The organism is Oleiagrimonas sp. MCCC 1A03011 (assembly GCF_003267965.1).
Taxonomy (GTDB): Bacteria; Pseudomonadota; Gammaproteobacteria; order Xanthomonadales; family Rhodanobacteraceae; genus Oleiagrimonas; species Oleiagrimonas citrea.
Window position 1 is genome coordinate 43216 of the sequence record NZ_MSPY01000006.1, and the last position, 14351, is coordinate 57566.

Annotated in this window: 17 protein-coding genes and 1 tRNA gene; 10 read left to right on the forward strand and 8 right to left on the reverse strand. The window is 65.9% G+C overall.

What is annotated here, in order from left to right; genetic code table 11:
- Positions 1-11 precede the first annotated feature (11 nt).
- The 3 genes from purD to BTJ49_RS12055 all read left to right on the forward strand — a co-directional run bounded on the left by purD (position 12) and on the right by BTJ49_RS12055 (position 3801).
- The gene (purD, locus tag BTJ49_RS12045) at positions 12-1295 is read left to right on the forward strand and encodes a phosphoribosylamine--glycine ligase (RefSeq protein ID WP_113065666.1); all 1284 of its coding nucleotides are present in this window, start codon (positions 12-14) and stop codon (positions 1293-1295) included.
- Between the two features lie 77 nt (positions 1296-1372).
- Entirely contained in the window at positions 1373-3247 is a 1875-nt protein-coding gene (locus BTJ49_RS12050) for an MFS transporter (RefSeq protein WP_113065667.1), read from the forward strand.
- Between the two features lie 65 nt (positions 3248-3312).
- On the forward strand, positions 3313-3801 hold the full coding sequence (locus tag BTJ49_RS12055; protein ID WP_168184735.1) for a hypothetical protein: 489 nt from the start codon (positions 3313-3315) through the stop codon (positions 3799-3801).
- Between the two features lie 19 nt (positions 3802-3820).
- On the opposite strand, the gene BTJ49_RS12060 is transcribed toward BTJ49_RS12055, so the two are convergent.
- The 5 genes from BTJ49_RS12060 to BTJ49_RS12080 all read right to left on the reverse strand — a co-directional run bounded on the left by BTJ49_RS12060 (position 3821) and on the right by BTJ49_RS12080 (position 7440).
- Complete coding sequence (locus tag BTJ49_RS12060) at positions 3821-4723, reverse strand: beta-lactamase induction protein (RefSeq protein ID WP_113065669.1); 903 nt, start codon at positions 4721-4723, stop codon at positions 3821-3823.
- A gap of 63 nt (positions 4724-4786) precedes the next feature.
- The gene (gene nudC, locus BTJ49_RS12065) at positions 4787-5749 is read right to left on the reverse strand and encodes an NAD(+) diphosphatase (RefSeq protein WP_113065670.1); all 963 of its coding nucleotides are present in this window, start codon (positions 5747-5749) and stop codon (positions 4787-4789) included.
- 16 nt (positions 5750-5765) lie between these two features.
- Positions 5766-6137, reverse strand: coding sequence for an iron-sulfur cluster insertion protein ErpA (erpA, locus tag BTJ49_RS12070; RefSeq protein WP_113065671.1), 372 nt, complete (start codon positions 6135-6137; stop codon positions 5766-5768).
- Positions 6138-6233: 96 nt separating this feature from the next.
- Positions 6234-6704, reverse strand: coding sequence for a polymer-forming cytoskeletal protein (locus BTJ49_RS12075; RefSeq protein ID WP_113065672.1), 471 nt, complete (start codon positions 6702-6704; stop codon positions 6234-6236).
- Positions 6694-7440 (reverse strand): DUF6776 family protein, encoded by a 747-nt coding sequence (locus BTJ49_RS12080; protein ID WP_113065673.1) that lies wholly within the window; start codon positions 7438-7440, stop codon positions 6694-6696. Before BTJ49_RS12080 ends, BTJ49_RS12075 begins: the two co-directional genes overlap by 11 nt.
- 109 nt (positions 7441-7549) lie before the next feature.
- On the opposite strand from BTJ49_RS12080, the gene BTJ49_RS12085 reads away from it, so the two are divergent.
- Complete coding sequence (locus tag BTJ49_RS12085; protein WP_113065674.1) at positions 7550-7981, forward strand: CopD family protein; 432 nt, start codon at positions 7550-7552, stop codon at positions 7979-7981.
- A 72-nt stretch (positions 7982-8053) separates the two neighbouring features.
- Here the strand turns inward: BTJ49_RS12085 and bfr are convergent, their stop codons facing one another.
- The 3 genes from bfr to BTJ49_RS12100 all read right to left on the reverse strand — a co-directional run bounded on the left by bfr (position 8054) and on the right by BTJ49_RS12100 (position 9495).
- Positions 8054-8524 carry a bacterioferritin gene (gene bfr / locus BTJ49_RS12090; RefSeq protein ID WP_113065675.1) on the reverse strand — a complete coding sequence of 157 codons (471 nt, stop codon included), beginning with the start codon at positions 8522-8524 and terminating at the stop codon, positions 8054-8056.
- 124 nt (positions 8525-8648) lie between these two features.
- On the reverse strand, positions 8649-8852 hold the full coding sequence (locus BTJ49_RS12095) for a (2Fe-2S)-binding protein (RefSeq protein WP_113065676.1): 204 nt from the start codon (positions 8850-8852) through the stop codon (positions 8649-8651).
- A 103-nt stretch (positions 8853-8955) separates the two neighbouring features.
- Entirely contained in the window at positions 8956-9495 is a 540-nt protein-coding gene (locus BTJ49_RS12100; RefSeq protein ID WP_113065677.1) for an RNA pyrophosphohydrolase, read from the reverse strand.
- Positions 9496-9692: 197 nt separating this feature from the next.
- Between BTJ49_RS12100 and BTJ49_RS12105 the strand changes: the two genes are divergently transcribed.
- The 6 genes from BTJ49_RS12105 to atpB all read left to right on the forward strand — a co-directional run bounded on the left by BTJ49_RS12105 (position 9693) and on the right by atpB (position 14326).
- A tRNA-Met gene (locus tag BTJ49_RS12105) sits at positions 9693-9769 on the forward strand.
- Between the two features lie 239 nt (positions 9770-10008).
- Positions 10009-11037, forward strand: coding sequence for a phosphogluconate dehydrogenase (NAD(+)-dependent, decarboxylating) (gene gnd, locus BTJ49_RS12110; RefSeq protein WP_206098415.1), 1029 nt, complete (start codon positions 10009-10011; stop codon positions 11035-11037).
- A 3-nt stretch (positions 11038-11040) separates the two neighbouring features.
- Complete coding sequence (zwf, locus tag BTJ49_RS12115; RefSeq protein ID WP_113065678.1) at positions 11041-12495, forward strand: glucose-6-phosphate dehydrogenase; 1455 nt, start codon at positions 11041-11043, stop codon at positions 12493-12495.
- A 117-nt stretch (positions 12496-12612) separates the two neighbouring features.
- On the forward strand, positions 12613-12972 hold the full coding sequence (queD, locus tag BTJ49_RS12120; RefSeq protein WP_113065679.1) for a 6-carboxytetrahydropterin synthase QueD: 360 nt from the start codon (positions 12613-12615) through the stop codon (positions 12970-12972).
- A gap of 163 nt (positions 12973-13135) precedes the next feature.
- Entirely contained in the window at positions 13136-13498 is a 363-nt protein-coding gene (locus BTJ49_RS12125; RefSeq protein WP_113065680.1) for an ATP synthase subunit I, read from the forward strand.
- A gap of 18 nt (positions 13499-13516) precedes the next feature.
- Positions 13517-14326, forward strand: coding sequence for a F0F1 ATP synthase subunit A (gene atpB, locus BTJ49_RS12130; RefSeq protein ID WP_113065803.1), 810 nt, complete (start codon positions 13517-13519; stop codon positions 14324-14326).
- Positions 14327-14351 lie beyond the last annotated feature (25 nt).

A 14351-nucleotide genomic window follows, 5' to 3' on the forward strand; every position in this document is an offset into this window, starting at 1 on the left:
TGGAGCAAGGCATGAAAGTTCTGGTGATCGGCGGCGGCGGTCGCGAACACGCGCTGGCGTGGAAGATCCGTCAATCGCGACGCGTCAGCGAAGTGCTGGTGGCGCCGGGTAACGCCGGTACCGCGGCCGAGCCGGGCATGCGCAATGTTGCCGTGAACGCCGGTGATCCCGAGGCGCTGCTGCAACTGGCGCGCGACGAGGGCGTGGAGCTGACCGTGGTCGGTCCCGAGGCCCCGCTGGTGGCCGGCGTGGTCGACCGCTTCCGCGCCGCCGGCCTGCGCTGTTTCGGTCCGCGCGCCATCGCCGCGCAGTTGGAGGGCTCCAAGGCCTTCAGCAAGGATTTCCTGCAGCGCCACAACATTCCCACCGCGCGCTACGCCGTGTTCACCGAGCTGAACCGGGCGCTCGAATACGTGCGCCAGCATCGTGCGCCCATCGTCATCAAGGCCGATGGCCTGGCCGCCGGCAAGGGTGTGGTGGTGGCGCTGACCATCGCCGACGCCGAGCAGGCGCTGCACGACATGCTCGGCGCGCACGCCTTCGGCGACGCTTCGGCGCGCGTGGTGATCGAGGAATTTCTCGAGGGCGAGGAGGCCAGCTACATTGTCGTCAGCGACGGCCACAATTTCCTGCCGATGGTGTCCAGCCAGGATCACAAGCGCCGCGACGAGGGCGATCTGGGTCCGAACACCGGCGGCATGGGCGCGTACTCGCCGGCGCCGGTGGTCACGCCCGAGGTCGAGAAGCGCATCCAGCAGGAGGTCATCGAGCCGACCCTGCGCGGCATGGCGGCCGAGGGCGCGCCGTTCATCGGTTTCCTCTACGCCGGCCTGATGATCGACAAGCAGGGCGCGCCGAAGGTGGTCGAGTTTAACGTGCGCTTCGGCGATCCGGAGACGCAGCCGATCATGATGCGTTTGCAGTCCGACCTGGTGGATCTGGTCGAGGCCGCGCTGGACGGCCGGCTGGACAAGACCGAGGCGAAGTGGGACCCACGTCCCGCGATCGGCGTGGTGCTGGCCTCGGGCGGCTACCCGGGCAAGGTGCGCAGCGGGCTGCCGATCCAGGGGCTGGACAAGGACTTCGGGCCCGACGTGAAGGTCTTCCATGCCGGCACGCGTCTCGACGACAGTGGTGCGACGGTCACGGCGGGCGGCCGCGTGCTGACCGTCTGCGCATTGGGCGAGGACCTCGCCGCCGCGCGTGATCGCGCCTACGACTGCGCCGGAGATATCCGGTTCGATGGCGTGTTCTACCGCCGCGACATCGGCCATCGCGCGCTGCGCCGCGGCTGAGCGTCGGCCCACGCGCGGGCGTCATCGCGCCGCCCGCGTTTTGCGCTAGGCTGGCCGGGGTTTCAAGGGGGCACCGGATGAGTCAGTTCGCATTGCTGGGCAAGCGCCGGTTTGCCCCGTTCTTCCTCACGCAGGCGCTGGGGGCCTTCAACGACAACGCGTTCCGCTACGCGCTGATCGGCATGGCCACGTTCCGCCTGGGCATGTCCTCGCAGACGCTCAGCGCGTACAACAACATCGCGCTGGCGCTGTTCATCGCGCCGTTCTTCCTGTTTTCCGCCAGCGCTGGCCAGCTTGCCGAGCGCATGGAGAAGGCCCGGCTGATCCGCATCGTCAAGGCGATGGAGGTGGCCGTGATGTGCCTGGCTGCCGTGGCGTTCATGCTGGCCAGTCCGGGCATGTTGCTGGCGGTGTTGTTCCTGATGGGGCTGCAGTCGACGCTGTTCGGGCCGATCAAGTACTCGATCCTGCCGCAGACGCTGCATCCGAACGAATTGGTCGGCGGCAACGGGCTGGTCGAGACCGGCACCTCGCTGGCGATTCTGCTCGGATCGGTGGCGGGCAACGCGCTGATGGCGGTGCCGCACGTCGGGCCGCAGCTGGCTTCGGCAGCGGTGATCGGCGTGGCCATCGCGGGCTATCTGTCCAGTCGCGCGATTCCGCCCTCGCCGGCGACGGCGCCGGGCCTGCGCTTCGAGTGGAACCCGTTCGTCGAGACCTGGCGCGTACTCGGCTATTCCATGCGCAACCGCACCGTGTTCAACGCCATTCTCGGCATTTCGTGGTTCTGGTTCTTCGGCGCCACGCTGACCGTGCAGCTGCCGCTGTACACGCGCAACTTCCTCGGCGGCGATGCCAGTGTGCTGACGCTGGCGCTGGCGCTGTTCTCGATCGGCATCGGCGTCGGTTCGCTGCTGTGCGAGAAGCTATCCGGTGGCAAGGTCGAGCCCGGCCTGGTGCCGCTGGGGGCCGCCGGCATGACGCTTTTCGGGATCGATCTGTACTTCACGCGTCCGCACGCGTCGCTGGTGCATGGCCAGAACTGGTGGAGCCTGCTGACGTCCAGCGGCGGCTGGCACATCGCGCTGGACCTGACCCTGATCGGCATGGTGTCCGGTTTCTACATCGTGCCGCTGTTCGCACTGGTGCAGGCGCGCGCCGAGCGCAGCCAGCTGTCGCGCATCATCGCCGGCACCAACATCATCAATTCGTTCTTCATGGTGCTGGCCGCGGGCTTCGGTATAGGTCTGCTGGCGATGGGGCTGACGGTACCGCAGCTGTTCCTGGTGGTGGCGCTGCTCAATGCCGGCGTGGCGGTCTACATTTTCACGCTGGTGCCGGAGTTTCCGCTGCGGTTCGTCGATTGGCTGCTGGTCAATACGCTGTACCGTATTCGCCGCGAGGGCATCGACCGCATCCCGGAGGACGGCCCGGCGTTGCTGGTGTGCAACCACGTCGCCTTCACCGATCCGCTGATCGTGATGGCCTGCGTGCGGCGGCCGGTGCGCTTCGTCATGGATTACCGCATCTTCCAGCTGCCGCTGCTTCGGCCGTTGTTCCGCATGGCCGGCGCGATTCCCATCGCCGGGCGCAAGGAGGATCCGGCGCTGCTCGAAGCAGCCTACGATGCCATCGACGCGGCGCTGGCAGCCGGCGAGGTGGTGTGCATCTACCCGGAAGGTGGATTGACCAAGGATGGAGAGATCGCGCCGTTCCGCTCCGGTGTCGAGCGCATCCTCGAGCGCCGGCCGGTGCCGGTGGTTCCGATGGCGCTGCGTGGTCTGTGGGGGAGCGTGTTCAGTCGACGCGATAATATCCTTCGTCGTGCGCGGTTGCCGCGCCGTTTCCGGGCGCGCATCGAACTGATCGTCGGTGCACCAGTGGCGCCCGATGCCGCCGATGCCGCCGTGTTGGAGACGCGCGTGCGCGAGTTGCGCGGAGATCAAGCCTGAAGCCGAATCGCTTCAAGCCGTGGGTCGGGCGGCGCTATCGCAGCGAGGGCTGGGAGGGGCAGCGCGTGCTGATCCTGGGCGAGTCGCATTACGACTTGCCGGAGCGGGAGGTGCCCGAGTACACGTGCAAATGGGTGCGTGACTACGCTGAACATGGAAAGACCAATCGCTTCTTTACGGTCGTGACCAAACTCTTCCTTGGGTTGCCCAATGGGAGCTCACCGTCGAGCGATGAGCGCAGTGCGTTCTGGCAGCGCGTGGCATTTCATAACTACATTCAGTCGTTTCCGGGCGAGCGGGCGCGACTGCGTCCGACTGCGGCGATGTGGGCGGACGCCGCGCGTTGTCTGCCGAGGGTGCTGGAACGGCTGGAACCGGAGTTTGTGCTGGTGCTGGGCAAGGCACTGAACGAGCACCTCCCGGTCTGGACATGCGGTGCAATCGTCTGCGTGACGCCTCATCCATCTTCGTTCGGATTCCGCCACACACAGTGGGGGGCGCGGGTGCGCGAGTCGTTGCGCAGTCGGACATCCCGACGCGATATCGGTCCCTGAAGCGAACGCAGGGCGAGGCTCAGACGAACCAGCCGCCCAGTACGATCAGCGCGGCCACGGCCAGCCAGACCACCAGCACGCGGCGCAGCAGCCGGCGCGCGTCGCCGAGTTCGACCAGCACATCACTGGTGTCCTCGGTGCCGGCGTCGCCGGCTTGCACATCCGCATCGACGCTGGCGCGCGCCACGGCGCCCAGGAAACCTGGGTCGAAGTTGCGCGCGGCATTGCCGGCGTCGGCGTGCCATGCGCGCCAGGCTTTTGTCACGGCATCGAAGTCGGACACCAGTGCCATGGCCAGCACCATCAGATGCGCAGCGGGCCAGTCCAGCAGCTCGCCGAGACGGCGGGCGGCGGCGCGGCGTCGGGCCGGCGAGGAGGTATCGTCATCCTGATCGGCGTCTTCGTCCGGCGCATGGTCGATCAACAGCAGGCGCGCCAGGCGGTAGCCGAGCGCACCGGTCGGTCCCAGCAGCAGAAACCAGAAGATCACCGAGAAGCGCCTGCGCAGGCCGGCCCAGACCGTGGCCTCGACCAGACACGGCGCACTGAACGGCAGCGGCGCGCGGTCGTCGGTGGCGCGCAGGGCTTGCGCGGCGGCCTCGCGGCTTTCGCGGTCGCCGGCCTTGAGTACGGCGTCGATGTCGCGTTCCAGATCACGTGGTCCCAGGCTGTAGGCCAGCACGCAGCCGGCGAACAGGCCCCACAGCGCGGTCATCAGCGGGATCTGCGACAGCACGAACGAAACCACGGCGCACAGGATCAACGGCGGCAGCAGTGTCCAGGCGACGAAGGCCGCGCCGTCGCTGCCGGCATGGTGGTCGGTCCAGCGATGGAACCAGCCGTGACGGCGGTACTTGGGCATGTGCGGCAGCAGGTGGATCAGCAGCATGACCACCAGGACGACCAGCAGACGTATAGCCATGACGGGTTCGACTCCGGATTGCGGGCGAATGAAGCTGTCGGCGATTGTAGCGGGCCGCGCCGCTCAGGTCGTGGCTGCGGCCTCGCACAATTCGCCGAGTTCGATGCCGGCACGTTCGCGCAGCCAGTGCTCGATCAGGCGCCAGGACACCGACAGTCGCGTCGGCGCGAGCAGGTGGCCCTGCTCGATGCCCTGCACCAGTTCGTCGGGCGTGAACCAGCGGGCGTGCTCCAGCTCGCCGTCGCGCAGCTCGATGGTGCGGCTGCGGGCGTGGGCGGTGAAGCCGAGCATCAGCGAGGCCGGGAACGGCCACGGTTGCGAGGAATGGTAGTGACAGGCGCCGACGGCGACGCCGGCTTCCTCCGCCACTTCGCGGCGCACGGCGTCCTCCAGTGATTCGCCCGGCTCGACGAAACCGGCCAGCGTCGAGTAGCGTCCCTCGGGCCAGCTCGCTTGGCGTCCCAGCAGGCAGGCACCGTCGTGTTCGACGATGACGATGATAGCCGGATCGCTGCGCGGGAACTGCAACTGGCCGCAGCGCGTGCAGCGCGCGCGATGACCGGCGGCGAGCAGCTCCAGGGTGCCGCCGCAGGCCGGGCAGAAGCGGTGTCGCGCCTGCCAGTGGGCGAGGCCGCTGGCATAGGCGAACAGGCCGGCGTCGAAGGCATCGAACAGCATGCCGGCCTTGCGCAGATGGATGCGCTGCGCGTCGAGCATATCGCTCATGTGCGCGGCCTGGGATGCGTCGGCGCACAGCAGGAAGTGGCCGCCACCGCGAGCGTCGACGCCGAGCAGGCTGGCTCTGACGTCCGGCAACAGTTGCGCGCGCTCCTCCGGTGTCAGCAGGCGCGGTCGGCAGCCGTCGGTGTCGGTGAGAAGCCGGGTGTCGGGGTCGAGCACCAGGAAGCGGGTGGCGGCATCGCGTTCCAGCGCATGCAGCCAGGCGTCGTCATCTCGGCGTTCGGCCGCGCGTTCCAGCGCCAGTCCGGCGAAGGTGTTCAGCGGGGGCTGTCGGGCGAGGTCCATGGAACCTTCGCGCAGGCTACATCGAGAACGAGGAGCCGCAGCCGCAGGTGGTGCTGGCATTGGGATTGCGGATCACGAACTGCGCGCCGCTCAGATTCTCGGCGTAGTCGATCTCGGCGCCGGTCAGGTACTGCAGCGACAGCGGGTCGACGAGCAGGGTGACGCCTTCCTTGTCCAGCGCCAGGTCGTCCTCGGCCTGTTCCTCGTCGAAGGTGAAGCCGTACTGGAAACCCGAGCAGCCGCCGCCGGTGATGTACACGCGCAGTTTCAGCGACGGGTTGCCTTCCTCGTCGATCAGCTCGCGCACCTTGTGCGCGGCGGCGTCGGTGAACACCAGCGGCGCGCCGCTGGTGCGGTAGTCGGGCATGTCGAGCGTGACGGTGTTCATGGGTGCAAGTGTGGCGCTTCGGTTCCGGCGCGGCAAGCGGCCGCAGAATCGAAATGGGGCCGCGGAAGCGCCGGAACAAGTCCGGGGTCGCCGGGTTCAGGCCTTGCCGCCGTCCATGACCACGTCGTCGTCGAAGATGCCGTCGCCTTCCTCGGCCTGGTGGGTGATCTGCCGCGGGCTCTCCTTCTGGTGCACCATCCGGCCGTTGATCTGGGCGCCGGCGGCCATTTCCAGCACGCGGTAGTGCACGTCGCCCTCGACGCAGGCCTGCGCCGCCAGTTCCAGTCGTTCGACGGCGTGAATGTTGCCCTTCACGATGCCGTTGATGACCGCGTGCGGTACATGCACCTCACCCGTGACGCGGCCATGCTCGCTGAGCGTGAACACGGCGTTGTTGTCGGGATCGGCGCTGACGCTGCCCTCGATGACGCCGTCCAGATGCAGCGCGCCGCTGAAGTGCACGTCGCCCTTGATGCGCGTGCCCGAGGCGATCAGGCTGGTGTCGTTGGCATGCGAGTCGTGGTTTGTGGTCGTGTTCGCGTGCTTGCGCTGATTGCTATTCCACATGGTCGGTGCTCTCCGGATTCTTCAGCGCGTCCGTCCAGGACATGCTTTGCGTGGTGGTCTTCGCCCCCTTGGGGCTGATGCTGATGCGCAACCGGTTCGGCGTGAAGCCCTTGGGCAGCATCACGGTGCCGTGCAGCTGCTGGAAGTACTTGAACTTGAAGTCCAGGCCGTCCTTCTGATCCGGTGCGCTGATGTCTTTCCAGTGCATGCGGGTGAGCGAACCCGCGCGGACGCCGTCGACATCGACTTCGGCGTGTCCGCTGACTTCATTGCCGCGCTTGGCGTTGCGGGTCAGGGTCAGTTCGATGTTCCAGGCGCGGGAGCCGGGCACCGGGGTCGCATGCACCATCTGCAGCTGCAGGCCCTGATGCTGAGTGCCGCCGCCGACCAGTCTCGAGTAGAACGCCAGATCGGCGCGCAGGCCGTTGATCTGCTCGTCGCGCTCGGCGAGATTATCGGTCAGTTTCTTGCTCGCCACGCTGGCGACCTGCTGCGAGCGTTGGGCGATGGCCAGCTGCTGCTTCAGCTGCGCATTCTCCTTGGCCAGCTGGCGCGCGTTGTGATGATTGCCGGGGACCACGGCCGGGCCGTTGTTGCCGAGAACATAGCCGATCGCGATGGCGACCAGCACCGAACCGATCCAGGCCAAGGTCCACCACAGCTTGCGCCGCGGTGGAGCAGGGGGCGGAGCGTGCACTGGATGCACGGCGTATCGAGGCGGGGGACGAATGCTCATGGTCAACCCGTGGGAAAGGACTCATATAGCCATCGCCCGGAACGAGCGTCAAGGCGCGCGGCGTGGATGCGTATACTTCGACACTGTTTTCCGCATCGGATTCGCGATCGTGCTCTGGTTGAAAGCCTTTCACATCATCTTCGTGGTGACCTGGTTCGCCGGGCTGTTCTATCTGCCGCGTCTGTTCGTGTACTTCGTCGAGGCGGACGAGCCTGTCGTGCGCGAGCGGCTGAAGGTGATGCAGCGGCGTCTGCTCGGTATCACTCACATCGGCGGCCTGCTGGCGGTCGGTTTCGGGCTGGCGACGATGGGCTGGTGGCTGGCGCATAGCCCCGCGTACCTGATGCACGGTTGGTGGTTCCACGCCAAGCTGGGGCTGGTGCTGCTGCTGATCGGTTACCACGGCATGCTGATCAAGATGGTGCGCGACGCCCGGCGCGACGCGCTGCACTGGTCCAGCCGCGCGCTGCGCATCTTCAACGAGATTCCGGCTGTGCTGCTGATCGCGATCGTGATCCTGGTGGTGGTCAAGCCGAGCTGAGCCGCCCGAATGCAGAAGAGCCGACGCCCTCGCGGACGCCGGCTCTTTGGTGTTTCGTGATGCGCCCTGGCTTCAGCTGTCGAGCTTGGTCTGCAGGTACGGCACCTCGCCCAGCGTGCCGATCAGTTCGAGCTGGGTTTCCAGCCAGTCGATGTGCTCTTCCTCGGACTCGAGGATCTTCTCGAACAGTTCGCGGCTGACGTAGTCGCCGAGCTTCTCGCAGTCGACGATCGCGGCCTTCAGGTCCGGCACCGCGGCCATTTCCAGTTTCAGGTCGCAAGCCAGCGCTTCTTTCGGCGACTCGCCGATCAGCAGCTTGCCCAGCTGCTGCAGGTTGGGCAGGCCTTCGAGGAACAGGATGCGCTCAATGAGCATGTCGGCATGCTTCATCTCGTCGATCGATTCTTCGTACTCGTGATCGGCCAGTTCCTTGTACCCCCAGTTCTTGTACATGCGGGCATGCAGAAAATACTGGTTGATGGCGGTCAGCTCGTTCTGCAGCGCCTTGTTCAGGTGTTCGATGATCTTGGCGTCGCCTTTCATGCTGTTCTCCTTGCGTTGCTCGCGCGTCCGTCTGGCGCGCGTGGGTACGGCAGAAGACTATAGCGCCGCCGGTGGCGGCGCTGCAGGAATGCGAATGGAGGCGATTTGCGGCCGCGCCCGGGGATCAGGCGGCGACGGTCAGCGGCAGGTTCAGTGTCTGCACGGCGTGCACGGCCTGATTCAGGGTGTGCCGGGCCTCGGCCTCGCAGCAGCCGCAGCAGGTCGAGCAGTCGGTGCGTGCCTGCAGTTCGGCGAAATCGCGCACGCCGTCCTCCGCCTCGCGGTGGATGTCGGATTGGGTGACCGCATTGCAGATGCACACATACATGGCTTGAACCTCCGATGCAGATTCAAACGCAAATGGGAATGATTGTCAATAAATTCCTAAACCGCAGCTGAGCGCCGATGCGGAACGGATGCGATGAGAAGAGTCAGGCGGCAGCGATGTCGGTCGAGCCGCCGCGTTGACGTCGCGGATGCTCGATGTGGATGCGGCAGGCACGCTCGACCAGCGGCGCGAACTGGCGCAGGGCGCGTTCGTAGACGCGTCGCTTGAATGACACCACGTGTTCGGCCGGATACCAGAAGTCGACCCAGCGCCAGGAGTCGAATTCCGGGGTCTCGCTGGCATCCAGCCGCAGATGCTGCTCGTGGCCGGTGAAGCGCAGCAGGAACCAGACCTGCTTCTGGCCGATGCACTGCGGCTGCTGGTGGCGGCGCACGTAGCGGTTGGGTAGGCGATAGCGAAGCCAGCCGGGCGTAGTGGCCAGCACTTCGACGTGCTCGGCGATCAGGCCGGTTTCTTCTTCCAGTTCGCGGTACATGGCTTCCAGCGGCGTTTCGTCGCTGCGCATGCCGCCCTGCGGGAACTGCCAGCCATCGCGTCGCACGCGGCGTGCCCAGAACAGGCGGCCGTCGCCGTTCAGCAGCACGATGCCCACGTTGGGGCGATATCCATCGGCGTCGATCATGCCGGTCTCCTCAACCGCTTGCGCGGCTGCCGACCGTCCTGAGAACGAGACCGTCGCGGCAGCGCGCTTGCTTCCGATTCAACCACAGTGCGCAAACAACCGGCAAGGCGCTCTTGAATGCTGGGCGTCACACGACTAAACTTCCGCGCCTTGCCTGTTCGCCGCGCGCTGCGGTTCTTCAGTCAGGCCCCACCTATGGCTAGGTAGCTCAGACGGTTAGAGCGCGGCACTCATAATGCTGAGGTCGGCGGTTCGATTCCGCCCCTAGCCACCAATATGAACGCGCGGCTTCGGCGGCGCTTCCAGGAAACCGCGCTTCGGCGCGGTTTTTTGTTGCCCGGATCGCGGTGGTGGGGATCGCGGGCATGAATGATCCGCCTGTCCGACCGCTGCCGTTACCATGTGCCGTCATGTGTGCGCTTGAGCGCACCGATGCATTCTGCCGGCGATGCGCGCCCGGCCTTCATCACAGAACGCGGAGACAGCATCATGAGCGACGGCGGAAAAACGGGCCTGCAACTGGGTTTCATCGGCCTTGGCCGGATGGGGCTGAATATGGTGCGGCGCATGCAGCAGGCCGGTATCGACTGTGTGGTCTTCGATCTCGACGCCGACGCGCGCGCCCAGGCGGCCAAAAGCGGCGCCACCGCCGCTGATTCGATCGAGGCCCTGGTCGGGCAATTGTCCGGTCCGCGCGCCGTGTGGCTCATGTTGCCGGCGGCCGTGGTCGACAAGGTTATCGACCAGGTCGCGCCGTTGCTGGCCAAGGGCGACATGCTGATCGATGGCGGCAATTCGCACTTTGTCGACGATCTGCGTCGCGCCAAGGCGCTCGCCGAGCGCGACGTCATGTACGTCGACGTCGGCGTCAGCGGCGGCGTGTGGGGCAGCGAGCGTGGTTACTGTCAGATGATCGGCGCGCCCGACGCGGCCTATGCGCATCTCGAGCCGGCCTTCGCCGCGCTGGCGCCGGGCGTGGACGCCGCGCCGCGCACCGACGGCCGCGAGGGCGAGCCGTCGCCGTCCGAGCGGGGGTACCTGCACTGCGGCCCCAGCGGTGCAGGCCACTTCGTGAAGATGGTGCACAACGGCATCGAGTACGGCTTGATGGCGGCGTACGCCGAGGGCATGAACATCCTGCGCAACGCCAATATCGGCGACAGCGAGCGGGCAGTGAATGCCGAGACTGCGCCGCTGGAGCACCCCGAACGCTACCGCTTCGACCTGCCGCTGGGCGAGATTGCCGAGGTCTGGCGCCGCGGGAGCGTGATCGGTTCCTGGCTGCTGGACCTGACCGCTGCCGAGATGCACCGTGACGCCACGCTGGAGCACTATGAGGGCCGTGTGTCCGACTCCGGCGAAGGTCGCTGGACCGCATTGGCGGCGATCGAGCAGGGCGTGCCCGCGCCGGTGCTGACTGCCGCGCTGTTCGGGCGCTTCGCCTCGCGCGGCAACGACCTGTTCGCCAACAAGGTGATGTCGGCCATGCGCCACGCCTTCGGCGGGCACCAGGAAGTCGATGCCGACGCGGACAAGGACTGAGCCATGACGGCGTCCAAGAACACCCTGGTTATCCTCGGCGCCACTGGCGATCTGACGCGACGCCTGTTGTTGCCGGCGCTGTACCGGCTGCACACGCTGGATCTGATCGGCGACCTGCGCATCGTTGGTTACGCGCTGGAGAAGTGGTCGCGCGAACGTTTCGAGCGTCATGTTCACGGTGGTCTGAAGAAATTCGCCGAGCATTTCGACGAAGCGCAGTGGGAGAGCTTCCGTGAGCGCCTGGAGTACCGAAGCGGCGAGTTGAAGGCCGAGGCGGTCGGTGCGCTGAAGCCGCTGCTGTCGCCGGGCACGCTGTTCTACCTGGCGCTGCCGCCGGCGTTGTTCGGTGCAGCGGCCGATGCGCTGGGCGAAGCCGGATTCGCGCATGCGCCGCGCGGCGGGTGGCGTCGCCTGGTGGTGGAGAAGCCGTTCGGCAGCGATCTGGAATCGGCGAAGAAACTGCGCACGCAGATGCATGTGCATTGGGAAGAACCGCAGATCCTGCGCATCGACCACTTCCTGGGCAAGGAAACCACGCAGAACCTGATGGTGTTCCGTTTCGCCAACCGGTTCCTGGAGCCGGTGTGGAACGCGCAGCATGTCGAGCAGGTGCAGATCACCTATGCCGAGACGCTGGGTGTGGAGAAGCGCGCGGGTTACTACGACCATGCCGGCGCCTTGCGCGACATGTTGCAGAACCATCTGATGCAGCTGTTCAGTCTGGCCGCGATCGAGCCGTTGTCGACCTGGGACGCCGAAGTGCTGCGCGACCACAAGGTCGAGGTGCTTCGCTCGGTGAAGCGTTTCAGCGCGAAGACCGTCGACCGGCACGCCGTACGCGGTCAGTACGCGGCCGGCCGGGTCGGGCGACGCAAGTTGCGCGGCTATCGCGAGGAACCGAACGTGCCCGACGACTCGATCACCGAGACCTTCGCCGCGCTGCGTCTGGAGATCGACAACTGGCGCTGGGAAGGCGTGCCGTTCTATCTGCGCAGCGGCAAGCGCATGGCCAGCAACTGCTCGGAGATCGCCGTGCAGTTCAAGCGCAATCCCGGCGCGCTGCCGGGCGAGGTCGCCGCGGACCAGAACTGGATGATCTTTCGCATCAAGCCGAATCAGACCATGACCCTGCTGGCCAACGCCAAGATTCCCGGGTTGGAGCTGGACGGTCGCCAGGTGCGTCTGACCGCACCGTACGCGGAGGACGGCGACAGCGGGTTCTCTGCCTACGAGCAGTTGCTGATGGATGCGCTCGAAGGCGACCGCACGCATTTCCTGCGCTTCGACGAAGTGGAGTGGGCCTGGCGCGTGCTCGATCCCGTGCTCAAGGCGTGGAAGCGCGGCAAACCCGAACCCTACGCTGTCGGTTCCGAGGGGCCGTCCGGGCAGCATCGCCTGCTGGACGCCGACCACGAATGGCGTCCGGTTCATCTGGTTGCCGGTGACGACGACGTGTAGGCCGGAAATTCGTTGGCGCCCGGGTCCCGGGCGCGCACCGCTTCAGGCGTATCGATGCATGGGGCGGCGCGCATCCCGTTCCACCGCGGGGCAGCGACGGCAGCTACACTATGCGGCATGCAGATCTTCAAGATTTTCCACATCGAAGCCGCCCACCGCCTGCCGAATGTGCCGGAAGGGCACAAGTGCGCACGCCTGCACGGGCATTCGTTCAAGGTCGAGATCCATGTTGGCGGCGAGCCCGGCGCGGAGACCGGCTGGATCATGGACTACGCCGAGATCAAGGCCGCCTTCGCGCCGCTGTACGAGCAGCTCGATCATCATTACCTCAACGAGATCGAGGGGCTGGAGAATCCGACCAGTGAGCGGATCGCGCAGTGGATCTTCACGCGTCTGAAAGCCGACCTTCCGGCGCTGGAGCGGGTGGTGGTGCATGAAACCTGCACGGCGGGCGCGGTCTGTACCGGGCCAGTCTGAGTGGTGGGGGCGAACGAGCGTATCTCCTCATGCTGAGGAGGTTTTTTCGGGGCGCTCATGACTTGTGACGCGCTTCGAGCGCCTGCTATAATTTTTTAACTTGACCGTGGCCTGGTGATGCGCGGGCCGCGCCGAAAAGTGCGGCCGCTTCCAGGAGAACCGCGTGCTTAACAGCCTCGCCGCCGGTCGTCGTCTCGCCTTGCGCCTTGTTCTATGGCAGCTCGGCGTGGCAGCGATGGCGGGTTTCATCTTTCTGATACAGGGCCGGCGGGCTGCGCTCGCCGCTCTGGCCGGCGCCCTTGTCGTGGCGCTGGGCAACGCGCTCGCGGGGGCGCGTGCATTCAGTCCGGGTGGAGCGGGAGTGGCTCTGGCGCGGTTGATCCTGGGGACGCTGCTGAAGTGGGCCGTGGTCTTCACGGGGGTTTACGTAATAATGGTGCGCTGGCAGTTACCGCCGGCGCCTGCGATAGCGGGACTGATCATGGCCGTGCTGGTCAATCTGTTCGCGCTCCGATTCAAGCAATAAGCGATGGGACTGAACATGTTGGCGAATGCGCCCGAAGGTGGATTCACCGGATATATCCAGCACCACATGAAGTTCTGGAACCTTCCCCACGTCGGTGAGGGTGGTTTCTGGAGCTGGTCGGTGCATATGGATTCGATCCTGGTTTCGCTGGTTCTCGGCGTGCTGTTCAGCGCGTGGTTCTGGATGAAGGCACGCAAGGCCACCCCGGGTGTCCCGGGTAAGGGGCAGGCCTTCGTCGAGCTGGTGCTGGAATTCGTCGACGGCCAGGTCAAGGATGTGTTCCATGGTGACCGCCGCGTGCTCGGTCCGCTGGCCCTGACGATCTTCGTCTGGGTGTTCCTGATGAACTTCATGGATCTGCTGCCGGTCGACCTGCTGCCGTGGATTGCGGAACATACCGGCGCCAGCCATTTTCGCGCCGTGCCGACCGCCGATCTCAACGTCACCTTCGCCATGTCCATCACCGTGCTGGTGCTGGTGGTCTTCTACAGCTTCAAGGCCAAGGGCGCCGGTGGCTACATGAAGGAGCTGTTCACGGCGCCGTTCGGCCCCTGGTTGGCTCCGTTCAATATTCTGCTGAACATCGTCGAGCTGCTGTCCAAGCCGGTCAGCCTGTCGATGCGACTGTTCGGCAACATGTACGCCGGCGAGATGGTGTTCATGCTGATCGCCGGACTGTTCAGCGCGGGCAGCTGGCTGCTGTACGGCTTCGGCATCGTCGGCTACACCGCCTGGGGCATCTTCCACATCCTGATCATCTCGATCCAGGCGTTCATTTTCATGGTGTTGACCGTGGTGTACATCTCCATGGCCCACGATCACCACTGAGCATTACGTTCAACCCTTAACTACT

What these genes read in the sequence shown, in the direction of transcription:
- BTJ49_RS12095 (WP_113065676.1), bottom strand. Translation starts at nt 8,852, where the DNA reads ATGTATGTGTGCATCTGCAATGCGGTCACCCAATCCGACATCCACCGC.
- BTJ49_RS12075 (WP_113065672.1), bottom strand. Translation starts at nt 6,704, where the DNA reads ATGTGGAATAGCAATCAGCGCAAGCACGCGAACACGACCACAAACCAC.
- erpA (WP_113065671.1), bottom strand. Translation starts at nt 6,137, where the DNA reads ATGAACACCGTCACGCTCGACATGCCCGACTACCGCACCAGCGGCGCG.
- BTJ49_RS12100 (WP_113065677.1), bottom strand. Translation starts at nt 9,495, where the DNA reads ATGATCGACGCCGATGGATATCGCCCCAACGTGGGCATCGTGCTGCTG.
- zwf (WP_113065678.1), top strand. Translation starts at nt 11,041, where the DNA reads ATGACGGCGTCCAAGAACACCCTGGTTATCCTCGGCGCCACTGGCGAT.
- BTJ49_RS12060 (WP_113065669.1), bottom strand. Translation starts at nt 4,723, where the DNA reads ATGGCTATACGTCTGCTGGTCGTCCTGGTGGTCATGCTGCTGATCCAC.
- queD (WP_113065679.1), top strand. Translation starts at nt 12,613, where the DNA reads ATGCAGATCTTCAAGATTTTCCACATCGAAGCCGCCCACCGCCTGCCG.
- purD (WP_113065666.1), top strand. Translation starts at nt 12, where the DNA reads ATGAAAGTTCTGGTGATCGGCGGCGGCGGTCGCGAACACGCGCTGGCG.
- bfr (WP_113065675.1), bottom strand. Translation starts at nt 8,524, where the DNA reads ATGAAAGGCGACGCCAAGATCATCGAACACCTGAACAAGGCGCTGCAG.
- BTJ49_RS12080 (WP_113065673.1), bottom strand. Translation starts at nt 7,440, where the DNA reads ATGAGCATTCGTCCCCCGCCTCGATACGCCGTGCATCCAGTGCACGCT.
- BTJ49_RS12050 (WP_113065667.1), top strand. Translation starts at nt 1,373, where the DNA reads ATGAGTCAGTTCGCATTGCTGGGCAAGCGCCGGTTTGCCCCGTTCTTC.
- nudC (WP_113065670.1), bottom strand. Translation starts at nt 5,749, where the DNA reads ATGGACCTCGCCCGACAGCCCCCGCTGAACACCTTCGCCGGACTGGCG.